Here is a 13,961-nt window from a genome sequence, read left to right on the forward strand (position 1 = left end):
CCAGCGCGGGTCAAATCCGCTCACTACACAAAGGCGCATGCCTTCGAATTTTTTGGATGTCGAGTAATGAAACAGAAAAAAGCCCAATGGCCCTGGCACCTGCTAACCGTGGTCGTGCTGGTCGGCCTGGCCGGCGCCTTGTACTACGCTACCTCGCTGATGTCCTACGAATGGCGCTGGAACCGCGTGCCGCAATACTTCGCCTACCAGGCCGAAGAAGCACAGCGTGCAGCGGACATCTCCACCGTCATTGAGCTGGTTCGTAACGGCGACGTCGCCGAAGTGACCCTGCGCAACGACGCTGGCAACGAGCAAAAGGTGACGGTTGCCGACAACAGTCTGCAAGTGGCGCGCGGTGATGACGTGGCCGAAGGCGATGTCATTGGTGTGAATCGTCATTGGGCGTTGGGCCCGCTGATGTGGGGGTTGTGGACCACGCTGTGGCTGTCGGTGGTTTCCGGGATTTTGGGCCTGGCGATTGGCCTTGCCACCGGTTTGTGCCGACTTTCCAATAACCCGACCTTGCGTGATCTGTCGACGATCTACGTCGAACTGGTACGTGGCACCCCGCTGCTGGTGCAAATCTTCATTTTCTATTTCTTCATTGGCACGGTGCTCAACCTGTCACGGGAGTTTGCCGGTATCGCCGCGCTGTCGCTGTTCACCGGCGCCTATGTGGCCGAAATCGTTCGCGCCGGCGTGCAGTCCATCACCCGCGGGCAGAACGAAGCCGCGCGCTCCTTGGGCCTGAGTGCCAGCCAGTCGATGCGCCATGTGGTGCTGCCGCAAGCCTTCAAGCGCGTACTGCCGCCCTTGGCAGGGCAATTCATCAGCTTGGTGAAAGACACGTCCCTGGTCTCGGTGATCGCCATTACCGAACTGCTCAAGAGCGGTCGCGAAGTGATCACGACCTCGTTCTCGCCGTTTGAAATCCTGTTCTGCGTCGCAGGCCTGTACCTGCTGATCAACCTGCCGCTGTCGAAAATGGCCAGCCGGCTTGAGCGGAGGCTCGCCCAAAGTGATTGAAGTCCGCGATCTGGTAAAAGTCTTCGACACCCGTGGTCATGTAGTGCGTGCGGTAGACCATGTGACCACCCAGGTGGCCAAGGGCGAAGTGCTGGTGGTGATCGGCCCGTCCGGCTCCGGCAAGTCGACTTTCCTGCGTTGCCTCAATGGCCTGGAAGAGTTCGACTCGGGCTCGGTGAGCATCGACGGCCTGCAACTGGCCGACCCGAAAACCGACGTGAACGCCTATCGTCGTGAAGTCGGCATGGTGTTCCAGCACTTCAACCTGTTCCCCCACATGACCGTGTTGGAGAACCTGTGCCTGGCGCAAAAAGTCGTGCGCAAGCGCGGCAAGCAAGAGCGCGAAGCCAAAGCCTTGGCCCTGCTGGAAAAGGTCGGCATTGCACAGAAGGCCAACGAGTTCCCATCACGCCTGTCCGGCGGCCAGCAACAACGGGTGGCGATCGCCCGGGCGCTGGCGATGGAGCCCAAGGTGATGCTGTTCGACGAGCCCACCTCGGCCCTCGACCCGGAAATGGTCGGCGAAGTGCTGGACGTGATGAAGACCTTGGCTCTGGAAGGCATGACGATGGTCTGCGTTACCCACGAAATGGGCTTCGCCCGCGAAGTGGCGGACCGTGTGTTGTTCTTCGATCACGGCAAGTTGTTGGAAGATGCGGCACCGGCCGAGTTTTTTGATTCGCCAAAAGACCCGCGTGCCCAAGCGTTCCTGCGTCAGGTTCTGTAAGCCCAAGGTCACTGAAACCGGGAGGTTCATATCTTGAACCTCCCTACGCATTGCTGCAGATCCGTTCCCAGTCGCGCCAACTCGATACTCGCCGCCGCCGTCTGTTCGCTGGCGGCAGCGGTTTGCTCCGAGGCATCGCGGACCTTCAAGACGCTGCGATTGATCTCTTCGGCCACCGCGCTTTGCTCCTCGGCCGCTGCGGCAATCTGCGGGTTCATTTCCTGGATGATGGCCACGGTGCGGGCGATCTCCGTCAGGGCGTCCCCGGCGTTGCGAGTCAGGCCGACACTGTTGTCGGTCAGGGTGCGGCTGTAGTCCATGATATCGGCCGCCTGTTGGGTGCCCCTGTGCAGGCCACCAATCAATTCTTCGATTTCTTCGGCGGACTGCTGGGTCCGCCGGGCGAGGCTGCGCACTTCATCGGCGACCACGGCGAAGCCTTGGCCTGCCTCACCGGCCCGTGCGGCTTCAATCGCGGCATTGAGCGCCAGCAGGTTGGTCTGCTGCGACACGGACTTGATTACGTCCAGCACGCTGCCGATTTTCTGGCTTTCCCGTTGCAGCCCCAACATGGCTTCGCTTGAGCGAGCCATCTCATGGGCCAGGTGTTCAATTTGTGCCACGGCATCCGTGACCACCTGATCGCCCAGTTCAGCCTGCTGATTGGCCTGGCCGGCTGCAATCGATGCTTGCTCGGCGTGGCGCGCCACTTCCTGGGCGGTGGCCAGCATCTGGTTCATGGCCGTCGCCACCTGCTCGGTTTCATCGCGCTGATTATTCACCCCGGCGCGGGTTTGCTCAGTGACGGCAGAGAGCTCTTCGGCGGCGCTGGCGATTTGCCGTGCGTTGTCGCTGATGTTGCCAACCAACCCCCGCAGGTTCAGCGTCATTTGGCTCATGCTGCGTTGCAACTGGCCCAGCTCATCGCGGCGCTGTGACTGCACTTCGTTGCTCAGATCACCCTCGGCAATGCGGTTGGCCACCATGAGCGCCTTGCGCAGCGGGTGCACGATTTGTCCGGCAATCACCCAGGCGGCCAAGGCGCCGAAGAGCACCGCGGCAGCCGCAATACCCAAGGTCTGGGTGCGGGCTTGGTCGGCTTCTCTGTCGCGTCGTTGGGTCTGATCCTGGCTCAAGAGGTCACTCTGCGCGAGCAACTGATCCAACTGCTGCTCCAACTGGTTCTGGCTACTTTCGGTCGTGAGTTGGGTGTCTTTAAGGCGGGTCAGCTGGGTGCGGATACTGAGCACGGCGTTTTTCATCGCGTCACTGTCGACCGCCAGTTTGGCCACTTCAGCCTGGGCGAGTTCGAGGCTGCGTTCTGCGTCAACCACGGCTTGTCCATACGCATCCAGCGAACTTGAAGCCCAAGCCGGGCTCTTGGCACGGTCCTCGGCCTGTTCCATGGCCTGGCGCAGGTTTTCGACGGCATCCAGGGCTTTTTCATCTTCCTGATCAGGCAAGTCGCTAGCCAGTTGTGCCAGAACATCGCCGGCCCGCGTGGTGCTTTGTGTCAGCTGTTCCCGGGCACTTTCGCGTTTTTCCACCAGCGCGGGCACGCCCTTGAGTGTGGATTTGAACGTGGCAGACATCCGCGTCATCTCCTGCAGATATTGAATGGCTTTCGGCACCTTAAGTCGGTTGGACAGCTCCGCCAGGGCCTTGTCGACTTTCTCCATACTCGCGCTCAATCGACTGAGGCTTTCGGCGTCGTCCAGGGTGCGATAGAGGATTCTGTCGGTGCGCAGTTCTTCGCCAGCCACCGCCAGTTGTGCCAGCACGCTCAGCGTTTGTGATCGGTAAAGGGACGCCGCTAATGCTTGCCAGCCGGTCACGGCAATGACAAGGCTCAGGGCCAGTACCAGGGCAAAGCCCAGGGCCAATTTGAGGGTGACACTGGCGTTACCCAGCAGGTGAGTCATTCGACGAAGCATGATTAACCTCCGACAAGTGCGTGAGCACACTGAACTGACCTGAACGCTAGTGTCTTTGAAGATCGGGAGGGGCTGATAAACGTGTAGGAAGTTTCATAGATTGCAGGCGGCGACCCAGGACAGGTCGCCGCGCGGGGAGGGAGGTCAGACTCGGAAGCGACCCACCAGTGCTTGCAGATGCGTGCCCAGGCGCGCCAGTTCGGTGCTCGACGCGGCGGTTTCTTCACTGGCCGCAGCCGTCTGCTCCGAGACATCGCGCACGTTCAGCACGCTGCGGTTGATCTCTTCCGCCACAGCGCTTTGCTGTTCGGCGGCGGTGGCGATCTGGGAGTTCATCGTCTGGATAGTCGAGACCGTGCGGGTGATGTTCTCCAATGCGCTGCCGGCACGGCGGGTCAGCTCGACGCTGCTGTCGGTGAGGCTGCGACTGTTGTCCATGATGGTCGCCACCTGTTGGGTGCCGCTCTGCAGGCCGGCAATCAGCTCTTCGATCTCTTCGGTGGACTTCTGCGTGCGCTGGGCCAGGCTACGCACTTCATCGGCCACCACCGCGAAGCCACGTCCGGCTTCACCGGCGCGGGCGGCTTCGATTGCGGCGTTGAGGGCCAGCAGGTTGGTTTGCTGGGCCACGGATTTGATCACGTCGAGCACGCTGCCGATCTTGTCGCTTTCCCGTTTAAGGTCGCCCATGGCGACTGTGGAATTGCCGACCTCAGTGGCCAGGCGCTCGATCTGGGCGATGGCTTCACCGACCACCTTGTCGCCTTCGCGGGCCTGCTGGTCAGCCGCTGCGGCGGCCTCAGAGGCTTCTTCGGCGTTGCGCGCGACTTCCTGCACGGTCGCGGCCATCTCGTTCATGGCGGTGGCTACTTGGTCGGTCTCGACCTTCTGGCTGTTGACCCCGGCGCTGGTCTGTTCGGTGACAGCCGACAGTTGCTCGGCAGCGCTGGCGATCTGGGTCACGCCCTCGCTGATGCCGCCGATCAACTCGCGCAGGCCCACGGTCATGCTCTGCATAGCCCTCTGCAACTGCCCCAGCTCGTCCTGGCGCAAAGACGTCAGGTTGTGGCTCAGGTCACCCGAGGCGACGCGCTCGGCGACCTTGAGTGTTTGGTCCAGCGGGATAATGATTTGGCGGGTGATCGCCCAGGCAGCCACCAGGCCAAAGATCAACGCCAGCACAGTTGCCAGCAGCAACAGGGACTTGGCTTGCGCGGCATCGGTGTCGCGCACCACGGTTTGGGAGAGGGTCAGTTTGTCGCTGTGGCCGAGCAACAGATCGCCTTGATCGCTCATGGTTTTAAGGGCTGCAGCGCTGGCCACCTGCGAGTCGCGGTACTGGCTGACAGCGGCGCGGTAGGCTTGCAGCGAGACGCTGGCCTGTTGCAGGTTGGTCGAATATTGCTCAGGCAGTTGGCCGTTGAGGCTGGTGATTTTCTTCAGGGCATTGTCGATGGCATCCAGTGCGGGTTGCTCGGCTTCGACCTTGCCGCTGTAGGTATAGCCGCGCACTTGGAAGCGCGCCTGCTGTATCAGTTTGCTCGCTTCCACCACAGTGTTGAACTGGGTGACGCTGTCGCCTTGCAGCAGGGCCTTCTCGATCTCATTGATCTTGAGCACCGCGTTGTCAGCGGTATCTCCCAGCTTGCTGCGGGCGTTTTCACGGTTGGCGCTGGCTTGCACCATGTCGCCGAATGCGCGCTTGTACTGGTCCACGGCGGCCAACTGTTCATCGACCAGGGCCGCGTCGGCGGGTTGTTCAATTAGGTTGCGGGCTTTATTCAGGCCGCTATTGAGCTTGTCCAGCAATTCGCTGACCGCGCCTGGGCCTTGTTCGCCATGGCGCAATTCATAGTCCCGGCGAGCCAGGCGCAGGTCCTTGGTCAATCCATTGAGGCTGGAGATAAAGCCCAGCTTGTCACCGCGACTGATCACATCGCCCAGGCCGGTCCAGCCGGTGAAGGTGATCATCAGTGTGAGTAGTAACACCAGGCCGAAACCTACGCCCAACTTGGTTTTGACGCTGACATTCCCCAGCTTTTCGGCTAACCAACGATACATGCTGCGAACTCCCCTGGAACAAGGCTTGGACTTATTCAGGAGTTATCGGCCTGCGCCCGGGATTCTGTAGCGACGCAGCTCTAATGGCGGGGGCTTGCGCCCGATAGGGGGGATCGGTCGATATATTTATCAGCTGACAAACCGTCATCGGGGGCGAGCCCCTCTCACAGGGGGACAGCGCTGTTGTTAGAAGAGGCGGGCGAGCAGGGCGGTGACGGCGGTTTCAACCCGTAGGATCCGTGCGCCGAGTTGTACCGGCTGCAAGCCAGCCTTGGCCAATAGGTCCACTTCGTAGGGGATCCAGCCGCCTTCCGGGCCGATGGCCAGGGTAACCGGCTCATCCAGCCCACGGGGGCAAGCTGGGTAATCGCCTGGATGGCCGATGAGGCCAAGGGTGCCTTCGGTCATGGCCGGCAGGCGGTCTTCGACGAATGGCTTGAAGCGCTTTTCGATGATGATCTCGGGCAGCACCGTGTCCCGCGCCTGTTCCAGGCCAAGGATCAGTTGCTCGCGTATCGCCTCGGGCTCCAGGAACGGGGTCTGCCAGAAGCTCTTTTCCACTCGGTAACTATTGACCAGCACCACCTTCGGCACGCCCATGGCAGCAACGGTTTGCAGCACACGGCGCAGCATTTTCGGGCGGGGAAGGGCCAGTAGCAGGGTCAAGGGCAGCTTGGCTGGAGGCGGTTGGTCGAAGCTCACTTGCAGCTCGGCTTCGCTGGCTTCCAGGCGCAACAATTGCGCTGCGCCCATCAACCCGCCGATGCGCCCCACGCGCAGGCTGTCGCCTACGGCGGCGCGGTGGACCTCCTGCATATGCACCAGGCGTCGATCGCGCAGGATCACCCGGTCGGCCGCAATAAAGTCGGCCTCTTCAAGCAGCAGCAGGTTCACGGCTGGGTCGCTGGCGGCTGTTCGTCGTCGACGGGTTGGTCATCCGGGTGATCGCCACGCTTGCTGATCAAACCGCTGAACAGGATGCCGATCTCGAACAGCATCCACATCGGCACGGCCAGCAGGGTCTGGGAGAAGATGTCCGGCGGCGTCAGGATCATGCCGACCACGAAGCAACCGATGATCACGTACGGGCGGATCTTCTTCAGGTAGGCCACGTTGACCACGCCGATCCACACCAGCAGCACCACGGCCACCGGGATTTCGAAGGCCACGCCAAAGGCGAAGAACAGCGTCATCACGAAGTCGAGGTAGCTGGTGATGTCGGTCATCATCTCCACGCCGGCCGGAGTAGCAGCGGCGAAGAACTTGAAGATCAACGGGAATACCAGGAAGTACGCGAACGCCATGCCGGTGTAGAACAGCAGGATGCTCGATACCAGCAACGGCACCGCGATGCGCTTCTCGTGCTTGTACAGGCCCGGCGCGATAAAGCCCCAGATCTGATGCAGGATCACCGGGATCGCCAGGAACAGCGAAACCATCATCGTCAGTTTCAACGGCGTGAGGAACGGCGATGAAACGTCAGTGGCGATCATCGTCGCGCCGGCCGGCAGGTACTGGCGCAGCGGCGTGGAGACGAAGGTATAGATCTGCTGGGTAAAGGCGAACAGCCCAGCAAAGATGATGAAGATGGCCGCTACGCAACGCAGCAGGCGCGTACGCAGCTCGGTGAGGTGCGAGACCAGCGGCATGTGCTGGTCGTTTTCCGGTTTATCAGCGCTCATGGGGCTCGCGGCGGCAATGTAGGGTCATGGGGCGCGGGCGACGCAACGGGCGTCGGCGCAGGCTCGGTTGGCGCGGTAGGCGTCGGGGCGGCGGGCGTAGGCTCAACCGCTGGCGCAATGCTGTGCTCGGCCACAGGCTCCACCGGCTTGGCGGGCTCCTGGACAGGGGACAAAATCTTCCGTGCTTCCTGCTCCAACGACAGAATGTGCTCGTTGTGCAGTTGGCGGCGGATCTCGTCGGCGCCGATTTCCCGTTCAACTTCCTGTTTGATCGCGTTGAAACTGCGTTTCAGGCGCCCGATCCACAGGCCGGCCGTGCGCGCGGCACCGGGCAGGCGTTCCGGCCCCAGTACCAACAGGGCCACGAGGCCGACGAGCAGCAGTTCAGAGAAGCTGATACCAAACATTATTCAGTGCTCACGAGTCTTTGCGGGTCGGCTCTTCGACTTTCTCAGCCTGCACGTCGAAGGTGCGACGCTCGGTGATCGGCTGGGCGGCCTGCGGGTGCACAGGCTGGACCGGCGGTACGGGATTGGCGGCGGGGTCGGCAGGCTTTTCGTCGTCGTTCATGGCTTTACGAAAGCCCTTGATCGACTCGCCCACGTCGGTGCCCAGGTTCTTGAGTTTCTTGGTGCCGAACACCAGTACCACGACCACCAGAATGACGATCCAGTGTTTCCAGTCAAAAATGCCCATGCTGCAAATCCTCTAGTCTTAGTTATTCAAGCGGACGGGCGCGAGGCCTTTTCGGCATGCCCGGACAAGCCGAAGCGACGGTCCAGTTCGTCCAGCACTGCCTGTGGATGCTGCCCCAGTTGGGCGAGCATGACCAGGCTATGGAACCACAAGTCGGCGGTCTCATAGATGACATCGCTGCAGTCGCCGCTGATTTGCGCATCCTTGGCGGCGATGATGGTCTCGACGGATTCTTCGCCGAGCTTTTCCAGAATTTTGTTCAGCCCCTTGTGGTACAGGCTGGCGACGTAGGAGCTGTCGGCGTCCGCACCTTTGCGGTCTTCCAGCACCTGGGCCACGCGGTTCAGGGTATCGCTCATGGTCAGTGTCCTGCGGAATAAATGGCGTGCGGGTCTTTGAGCACCGGTTCGACGGTTTTCCACTCGCCGTTCTCGAACACGCGATAGAAGCAACTGTGACGGCCGGTGTGGCAGGCGATATCGCCGATCTGCTCGACCTTGAGGATCACAACGTCGGCGTCGCAGTCGATGCGCATCTCGTGCAGGGTCTGCACGTGCCCGGACTCTTCGCCCTTGCGCCACAGTTTGCCACGGGAACGTGACCAGTAAATGGCACGCTGCTCAGTGGCGGTGAGGCTTAGGGCCTCGCGGTTCATCCAGGCCATCATCAGCACGCGCCCGGTCTTGTAGTCCTGGGCAATGGCCGGCACCAGGCCGTCACTGTCCCACTTGATCTCGTCCAGCCAGTCTTTCATGTTCGGCTCCGGCAATTTGCGACAGTGTATAACCGGATTGGCTATCGACGCACGATCAGATAAACACCCACGGCGACCATGATCCCCGCAGGCCAGTGGCCCAGTTGATTCAACGGCCCACCAATGGCCAGCATCACACCGCCCACCAGGTGCGCGGCGCCGAGCAGGCGCAGGAACCAGTCATCCTTGCGCTTGCGCCACGGCGGTTCCGGGTCCCTGGCGTGGGGCTGGGACATGCGCTCAAGCAAGTCGCGAGTCATGTTGGCCAGGTGCGGCAGTTGTTCCATTTGGCTGTGCAGGTTACCCAACACGGTTTTCGGGCTCATGCGCTCGCGCATCCAGCGTTCGAGGAACGGCTGGGCGGTGTTCCACAGGTCGAGGTCCGGGTACAACTGACGGCCCAGGCCTTCGATGTTGAGCAAGGTTTTTTGCAGCAGTACCAACTGCGGCTGCACTTCCATATTGAAGCGCCGCGCGGTCTGGAACAGGCGCATCAACACCTGACCAAAGGAGATGTCTTTTAACGGTTTCTCAAAGATCGGTTCGCACACGGTGCGGATCGCTGCTTCGAATTCGTTGAGTTTGGTTTCCGCCGGCACCCAGCCTGAGTCGATGTGCAACTGCGCCACGCGGCGGTAGTCACGCTTGAAGAAGGCGAACAGGTTGCGCGCCAGGTAGTCCTGGTCTTCCGGGGTAAGGCTGCCGACGATGCCGCAGTCGATCGCGATGTACTGCGGGCTCCACGGGTTGACGGTGCTGACGAAGATGTTGCCCGGGTGCATGTCGGCGTGGAAGAAGCTATCGCGGAACACTTGGGTGAAGAAGATCTCCACACCGCGTTCGGCGAGCATCTTCATATCGGTGCGCTGGTCGGCCAGGGTGGCGAGGTCGGTGACCTGCACGCCGTAGATGCGCTCCATCACCAGCACTTTCGGGCGGCACCAGTCCCAATACACTTGCGGCACGTACAGCAGCTGCGAGCCCTCGAAGTTGCGCTTGAGTTGGCTGGCGTTGGCGGCTTCGCGCAGCAGGTCGAGTTCGTCGTAGATGGTTTTTTCGTAGTCGGCGACCACGTCCACCGGGTGCAGCAGGCGCGCATCGGCAGAGAAACGTTCGGCAGCGCGGGCGAGGATGAACAACCACGCGAGGTCCTGACCGATGATCGGCTTCAGGCCTGGGCGAATGACCTTCACGACCACTTCTTCGCCAGTCTTGAGCTGCGCCGCGTGGACTTGTGCCACGGAGGCCGAGGCCAGCGGCTCGACGTCGAAGCGTGTGAAGACCTCGCTGATCTTCTTGCCCAACTGTTCTTCGATCAGTTTCATCGACTGCTGTGAATCGAACGGCGGTACGCGGTCCTGCAACAGCATCAATTCGTCGGCGATGTCTTCGGGCAGCAGATCGCGGCGCGTCGAGAGGATCTGCCCGAACTTGATGAAGATCGGCCCCAAATCCTGAAGCGCCAGACGCAGACGCGCACCGCGGTTCAGCTCCAGTTGCTTGCGCGGAAACCATCGCCACGGCAGCACATAGCGCACCGCCAGCAGAAACCACGGCAAGGGTAGGGCGAACAGCAAGTCATCGAGGCGGTAGCGGATTACGACGCGCTGGATACGAAACAAACGGCGGACGGCGAGCAGCTTCATGCGTTATCGCTTGGATCAAGGGAACGGCTCAGGCGCTCGAAGCGCGCCTCAAGGCGTTCCAGGTCGATTTTGGCCTTGTCGAGTTCGCGAAAGCGCGCTTGCGCTTCCTGCTGCCCGACCAGGGTGCGCGATTCTTCGCTCAGGTATTCGGCGAGGTTCTGGTTGAGGCTGGCAAACCCTTGCTGGTACCAGCGCGTGCGGCTGCGCAGGTGCCCGCTTATCAACTGGGTGGCCACGGGGCCGATCCAGCGGGACAGCTCGTATTCCCAGTCCAGCTCCAGGTCTTGCAGCACGGCGGCCAAGTCTATCAGCACCGCGCTGTCGCCTTCCAGCGCCACTTCAGGGCTGTGCAGGATGGCGGTCTTGTTGCGGCTCAGGGCCAGGTGCAACAGGCTCGACGCCGGCGCGCGCAGGGTGCAGTCGGCTTCGGCGGCCCATTGGCTGGCCAGCAGCAGACCTTCGTCGCTGGGCAGGATAAAAAGCTGCAAGGCGGGGCTGGTGCAGTCGACGGCAATGACCTTGCCGTCTAAATGCGCGAGCCGCGCCAAGGCGGTACTGTCCAGGCGCAGCACACGGTTGAGGCCGTGTTCGACGCTGGCGAGCAGGCCTGCGAACAGCATCAGGGCTTGATGCCGCGGTGCAGGGCGACGATACCCGAGGTCATGTTGTGGTAGGTCACACGGTCGAAACCGGCTTCTACCATCATCGATTTCAGGGTTTCCTGGTCAGGGTGCATGCGGATCGATTCGGCCAGGTAGCGGTAGCTTTCGGCGTCATTGGTGATCAGCTTGCCCATCAATGGCATGAAGGCGAAGGAGTAGGTGTCGTAGACCTTGGACATCAGCGCATTGGTCGGCTTGGAGAACTCCAGCACCAACAGGCGGCCGCCCGGTTTGAGGACGCGCAGCATCGAGCGGATCGCGTCTTCCTTGTGGGTCACGTTGCGCAGGCCGAAGGCGATGGTCACGCAGTCGAAATGGTTGTCGGGGAACGGCAGCTTTTCAGCGTCGGCCTGGACGAATTCGATATTGCCGGCCACACCCTTGTCGAGCAGGCGGTCACGGCCAACCTTGAGCATCGAACCGTTGATGTCTGCCAGCACGACCTGACCGGTCGGCCCGACGAGCTTGGAGAACTTGGCGGCCAGGTCGCCGGTGCCACCGGCGATGTCCAGCACACGGTTGCCGGTGCGCACACCCGACAACTCGATAGTGAAGCGCTTCCACAGGCGGTGCATACCGCCGGAGAGCACGTCATTCATCAGGTCGTACTTGGCGGCGACGGAGTGGAACACCTCAGCGACTTTTTCCGCTTTTTGGCTTTCCGGAACGTTCTTGAAGCCGAAGTGAGTGGTGGGTTCGGCATCGTTGCCTTTGCGCTGATCAGTCATATCGCTGTCACCAAAAGAGAATGCGGGACATGATAATCCCCAAGGCTTGCTTTGTCTTGGCAAGGCTGCAGGTAAGATAGGTGGTCACCGAGGCCTTTTGCCGCAGCGAAGGTATTCAAATCCCTATAAAGAGGAGTCATTGCAATGGCCCGTATAACCGTTGAGCGTGCACATTCCCTGGGTAAAGAAGGCGCACGGGCAAAGGCCGAGAAGTTGGCGCACAAACTCAAGGAGCAATATGGGCTTGAGCCGTCGTGGTCCGGCGATACCTTGAACCTCAAGCGCTCCGGGGTTAAAGGCACAGTATTAGTGGCGGATGATTCGCTGCGTATTGATGTGGAGTTGGGGCTGTTGATGTCGGCCATGAGTGGCACGATCAAGTCTGAAATCGAGAAAGCCTTGGATAAGGCATTGGCCTGATCGATTGTTCTTAGGGTGCCGATTCTAATTTTTCCTCCTACTTTGTGCCCAAGCCCTCAACTCCTGCGGGCCGTTCCTCCACCCTATTCTGCGTGAGGTGCACCATGCCCAAAGTTATCTTGAAGAAAAAAATCGACGTACAGACCGGCGCCCTGACTGACGTTAAAGCCTACGCCCGCAAGATCTGGCTTGCAGGACTCGGTGCTTATGCCAAGGTCGGCAGCGAGGGCAGCGAGTACTTCAAAGAGCTCGTAAAGAGCGGTCAACATGTTGAAAGTAAAGGTAAAAAAGTTGCAGTTGAACAACTTGATGCCGCCAACAGTCAGATTGACCAAGTAAAGAGCAATGTCTCCGCTGTCAAAGGTCTGGTAGAAGTTCAGCTGGATAAAGTTGAAAAAGCTTTTGACACTCGTGTTGCAAGTGCCTTGAATCGAATCGGCATTGCGTCTAAACATGACGTGGAGACACTCTCTGCTAAGCTCGAAGAGCTGACGGCATTGCTCGAACGTGTCGCGCGTAAACACTAAGGAGACATCGGGATGGCTGTTAAAAAGACTACTCAGAAAGAAGGCAGCTCGTGGGTCGGGAAAGTTGAAGAATATTCCCGCAAAATCTGGCTCGCTGGTTTAGGTGTGTACTCGAAGATCGACAGTGACGGCAGCAAACTCTTCGAGACCCTGGTTAAAGACGGCGAGAAGGCCGAGAAGTTGACCAAGAGCACCGTTGGCAAACAAGTTAATGCCGCTAAGGCGACTGCCGGTTCGCGCATCAGTGATGCGAAGAAGCAGGTGCTGGGCACCTGGAGTGAACTTGAAGGGGCGCTGGATACACGTCTTAACAAGGCGATTTCGCGACTGGGCGTGCCGAGCCGTACTGAAGTCAAGGCACTGCACACCAAGGTCGATACCCTGACCCGGCAGATCGAGAAACTCACCGGCGCCAAAGTAACTCCGGTGAAAACCGCCGCCGCGAAACCGGCTGCCAAGCCAGCGGCTAAAACCGCTGCGGCCAAACCGGCCGCGAAAAGCGCTGCCAAGCCGCTGGTGAAAGCCGCCGCCAAACCTGCTGCCAAGGCGCCGGCAAAAGCTACCGCAAAAACGGCTGCCAAACCAGCCGCCGCCAAACCAGCCGCTAAACCAGTGGCCGCCAAAGCCGCTGCCAAGCCAGCAGCGAAAGCAGCCGCCAAACCGAACGCCAAGGCCGCTGCCAAACCTGCGACCAAGCCAGCGGCTAAAACCGCTGCGGCCAAACCCGCTGCGGCCAAACCCGCAGCCAAGCCTGTTGCGGCAAAACCAGCGGCCAAACCTGCTGCGGCGAAGAAGCCCGCCGCTGCCAAAAAACCAGCAGCGACCAAGCCAGCCGTTGCGGCCAAACCTGCTACCGCGACGACGCCAACCGCTTCATCAGCCAACTCGGTTGCAGCACCGACGCCCGCTGCCGTGAGCCCGACTGCAACGCCGGTTACCCCGACGCCATCCAGTCAGTCCTGATTTTTCCGGGACTCATAAAAATGCCCGGCCTGAGAAGGTCGGGTTTTTTTTGCGTGTTTGGCGTTACGACACCAACGCTAGGCCTGCGCCGATCAGTTGTAAGTGATCGAAGCGGTAATGGCTGAGGCCAGAGTG

Annotated in this window: 16 protein-coding genes and 1 pseudogene; 5 read left to right on the plus strand and 12 right to left on the minus strand. The window is 60.6% G+C overall.

Annotated features, from left to right (window positions below; all coding sequences use genetic code 11):
* Positions 1–66 precede the first annotated feature (66 nt).
* Both ACEN2T_RS05285 and ACEN2T_RS05290 read left to right on the plus strand, forming a co-directional pair.
* Positions 67–1,026, plus strand: coding sequence for an amino acid ABC transporter permease (locus ACEN2T_RS05285; RefSeq protein WP_032890201.1), 960 nt, complete (start codon positions 67–69; stop codon positions 1,024–1,026).
* Positions 1,019–1,753, plus strand: coding sequence for an amino acid ABC transporter ATP-binding protein (locus ACEN2T_RS05290; protein WP_032890203.1), 735 nt, complete (start codon positions 1,019–1,021; stop codon positions 1,751–1,753). Before ACEN2T_RS05285 ends, ACEN2T_RS05290 begins: the two co-directional genes overlap by 8 nt.
* 26 nt (positions 1,754–1,779) lie before the next feature.
* On the opposite strand, the gene ACEN2T_RS05295 is transcribed toward ACEN2T_RS05290, so the two are convergent.
* The 12 genes and pseudogenes from ACEN2T_RS05295 to ubiE all read right to left on the minus strand — a co-directional run bounded on the left by ACEN2T_RS05295 (position 1,780) and on the right by ubiE (position 11,916).
* Complete coding sequence (locus tag ACEN2T_RS05295; RefSeq protein ID WP_163034937.1) at positions 1,780–3,687, minus strand: methyl-accepting chemotaxis protein; 1,908 nt, start codon at positions 3,685–3,687, stop codon at positions 1,780–1,782.
* 144 nt (positions 3,688–3,831) lie between these two features.
* A complete protein-coding gene (locus tag ACEN2T_RS05300; RefSeq protein ID WP_371260751.1) occupies positions 3,832–4,704 on the minus strand; it encodes a methyl-accepting chemotaxis protein in 873 nt (290 codons plus the stop codon).
* Positions 4,690–5,748: pseudogene (locus tag ACEN2T_RS05305) on the minus strand (methyl-accepting chemotaxis protein); the annotation flags it as partial. The pseudogene ACEN2T_RS05305 and the gene ACEN2T_RS05300, both read right to left, overlap by 15 nt.
* Before the next feature lie 186 nt (positions 5,749–5,934).
* On the minus strand, positions 5,935–6,642 hold the full coding sequence (locus tag ACEN2T_RS05310; protein ID WP_032890208.1) for a 16S rRNA (uracil(1498)-N(3))-methyltransferase: 708 nt from the start codon (positions 6,640–6,642) through the stop codon (positions 5,935–5,937).
* Complete coding sequence (gene tatC / locus ACEN2T_RS05315; protein ID WP_032890209.1) at positions 6,639–7,430, minus strand: twin-arginine translocase subunit TatC; 792 nt, start codon at positions 7,428–7,430, stop codon at positions 6,639–6,641. The genes ACEN2T_RS05310 and tatC overlap by 4 nt, the downstream gene beginning before the upstream one ends.
* Entirely contained in the window at positions 7,427–7,837 is a 411-nt protein-coding gene (gene tatB, locus ACEN2T_RS05320; protein WP_095186135.1) for a Sec-independent protein translocase protein TatB, read from the minus strand. The genes tatC and tatB overlap by 4 nt, the downstream gene beginning before the upstream one ends.
* A gap of 10 nt (positions 7,838–7,847) precedes the next feature.
* Positions 7,848–8,126 (minus strand): twin-arginine translocase TatA/TatE family subunit, encoded by a 279-nt coding sequence (locus ACEN2T_RS05325; protein ID WP_032890214.1) that lies wholly within the window; start codon positions 8,124–8,126, stop codon positions 7,848–7,850.
* 26 nt (positions 8,127–8,152) lie between these two features.
* Complete coding sequence (locus ACEN2T_RS05330; RefSeq protein ID WP_003209299.1) at positions 8,153–8,485, minus strand: phosphoribosyl-ATP diphosphatase; 333 nt, start codon at positions 8,483–8,485, stop codon at positions 8,153–8,155.
* Between the two features lie 2 nt (positions 8,486–8,487).
* A complete protein-coding gene (gene hisI / locus ACEN2T_RS05335; protein WP_032890216.1) occupies positions 8,488–8,880 on the minus strand; it encodes a phosphoribosyl-AMP cyclohydrolase in 393 nt (130 codons plus the stop codon).
* A gap of 41 nt (positions 8,881–8,921) precedes the next feature.
* Entirely contained in the window at positions 8,922–10,526 is a 1,605-nt protein-coding gene (gene ubiB, locus ACEN2T_RS05340) for a ubiquinone biosynthesis regulatory protein kinase UbiB (RefSeq protein ID WP_442116418.1), read from the minus strand.
* Positions 10,523–11,146: a ubiquinone biosynthesis accessory factor UbiJ gene (locus ACEN2T_RS05345; protein WP_442116419.1), complete on the minus strand. Its 624-nt coding sequence runs from the start codon at positions 11,144–11,146 to the stop codon at positions 10,523–10,525. Before ACEN2T_RS05345 ends, ubiB begins: the two co-directional genes overlap by 4 nt.
* Entirely contained in the window at positions 11,146–11,916 is a 771-nt protein-coding gene (gene ubiE, locus ACEN2T_RS05350) for a bifunctional demethylmenaquinone methyltransferase/2-methoxy-6-polyprenyl-1,4-benzoquinol methylase UbiE (RefSeq protein WP_442116420.1), read from the minus strand. The genes ACEN2T_RS05345 and ubiE overlap by 1 nt, the downstream gene beginning before the upstream one ends.
* A 144-nt stretch (positions 11,917–12,060) precedes the next feature.
* On the opposite strand from ubiE, the gene ACEN2T_RS05355 reads away from it, so the two are divergent.
* The 3 genes from ACEN2T_RS05355 (at position 12,061) to ACEN2T_RS05365 (ending at position 13,826) form a co-directional block, all read left to right on the plus strand.
* Complete coding sequence (locus ACEN2T_RS05355; protein WP_053140503.1) at positions 12,061–12,336, plus strand: polyhydroxyalkanoic acid system family protein; 276 nt, start codon at positions 12,061–12,063, stop codon at positions 12,334–12,336.
* A 104-nt stretch (positions 12,337–12,440) separates the two neighbouring features.
* On the plus strand, positions 12,441–12,863 hold the full coding sequence (locus tag ACEN2T_RS05360) for a phasin family protein (protein ID WP_442116421.1): 423 nt from the start codon (positions 12,441–12,443) through the stop codon (positions 12,861–12,863).
* Positions 12,864–12,875: 12 nt separating this feature from the next.
* Entirely contained in the window at positions 12,876–13,826 is a 951-nt protein-coding gene (locus ACEN2T_RS05365) for a phasin family protein (RefSeq protein WP_442116422.1), read from the plus strand.
* Positions 13,827–13,961: the final 135 nt, after the last annotated feature.

It is taken from the genome of Pseudomonas sp. W22_MBD1_FP4 (genome assembly GCF_052113765.1).
Classification (GTDB): Bacteria; Pseudomonadota; Gammaproteobacteria; order Pseudomonadales; family Pseudomonadaceae; genus Aquipseudomonas; species Aquipseudomonas sivasensis.

Bases quoted from the DNA above. Each gene is read 5' to 3' on its own strand.
- ACEN2T_RS05285 (WP_032890201.1), top strand. From the start codon at position 67: ATGAAACAGAAAAAAGCCCAATGGCCCTGGCACCTGCTAACCGTGGTC.
- ACEN2T_RS05295 (WP_163034937.1), bottom strand. From the start codon at position 3,687: ATGCTTCGTCGAATGACTCACCTGCTGGGTAACGCCAGTGTCACCCTC.
- ACEN2T_RS05300 (WP_371260751.1), bottom strand. From the start codon at position 4,704: ATGCAGAGCATGACCGTGGGCCTGCGCGAGTTGATCGGCGGCATCAGC.
- tatC (WP_032890209.1), bottom strand. From the start codon at position 7,430: ATGAGCGCTGATAAACCGGAAAACGACCAGCACATGCCGCTGGTCTCG.
- tatB (WP_095186135.1), bottom strand. From the start codon at position 7,837: ATGTTTGGTATCAGCTTCTCTGAACTGCTGCTCGTCGGCCTCGTGGCC.
- ACEN2T_RS05325 (WP_032890214.1), bottom strand. From the start codon at position 8,126: ATGGGCATTTTTGACTGGAAACACTGGATCGTCATTCTGGTGGTCGTG.
- ACEN2T_RS05330 (WP_003209299.1), bottom strand. From the start codon at position 8,485: ATGAGCGATACCCTGAACCGCGTGGCCCAGGTGCTGGAAGACCGCAAA.
- hisI (WP_032890216.1), bottom strand. From the start codon at position 8,880: ATGAAAGACTGGCTGGACGAGATCAAGTGGGACAGTGACGGCCTGGTG.
- ubiB (WP_442116418.1), bottom strand. From the start codon at position 10,526: ATGAAGCTGCTCGCCGTCCGCCGTTTGTTTCGTATCCAGCGCGTCGTA.
- ACEN2T_RS05345 (WP_442116419.1), bottom strand. From the start codon at position 11,146: ATGCTGTTCGCAGGCCTGCTCGCCAGCGTCGAACACGGCCTCAACCGT.
- ubiE (WP_442116420.1), bottom strand. From the start codon at position 11,916: ATGACTGATCAGCGCAAAGGCAACGATGCCGAACCCACCACTCACTTC.
- ACEN2T_RS05355 (WP_053140503.1), top strand. From the start codon at position 12,061: ATGGCCCGTATAACCGTTGAGCGTGCACATTCCCTGGGTAAAGAAGGC.
- ACEN2T_RS05360 (WP_442116421.1), top strand. From the start codon at position 12,441: ATGCCCAAAGTTATCTTGAAGAAAAAAATCGACGTACAGACCGGCGCC.
- ACEN2T_RS05365 (WP_442116422.1), top strand. From the start codon at position 12,876: ATGGCTGTTAAAAAGACTACTCAGAAAGAAGGCAGCTCGTGGGTCGGG.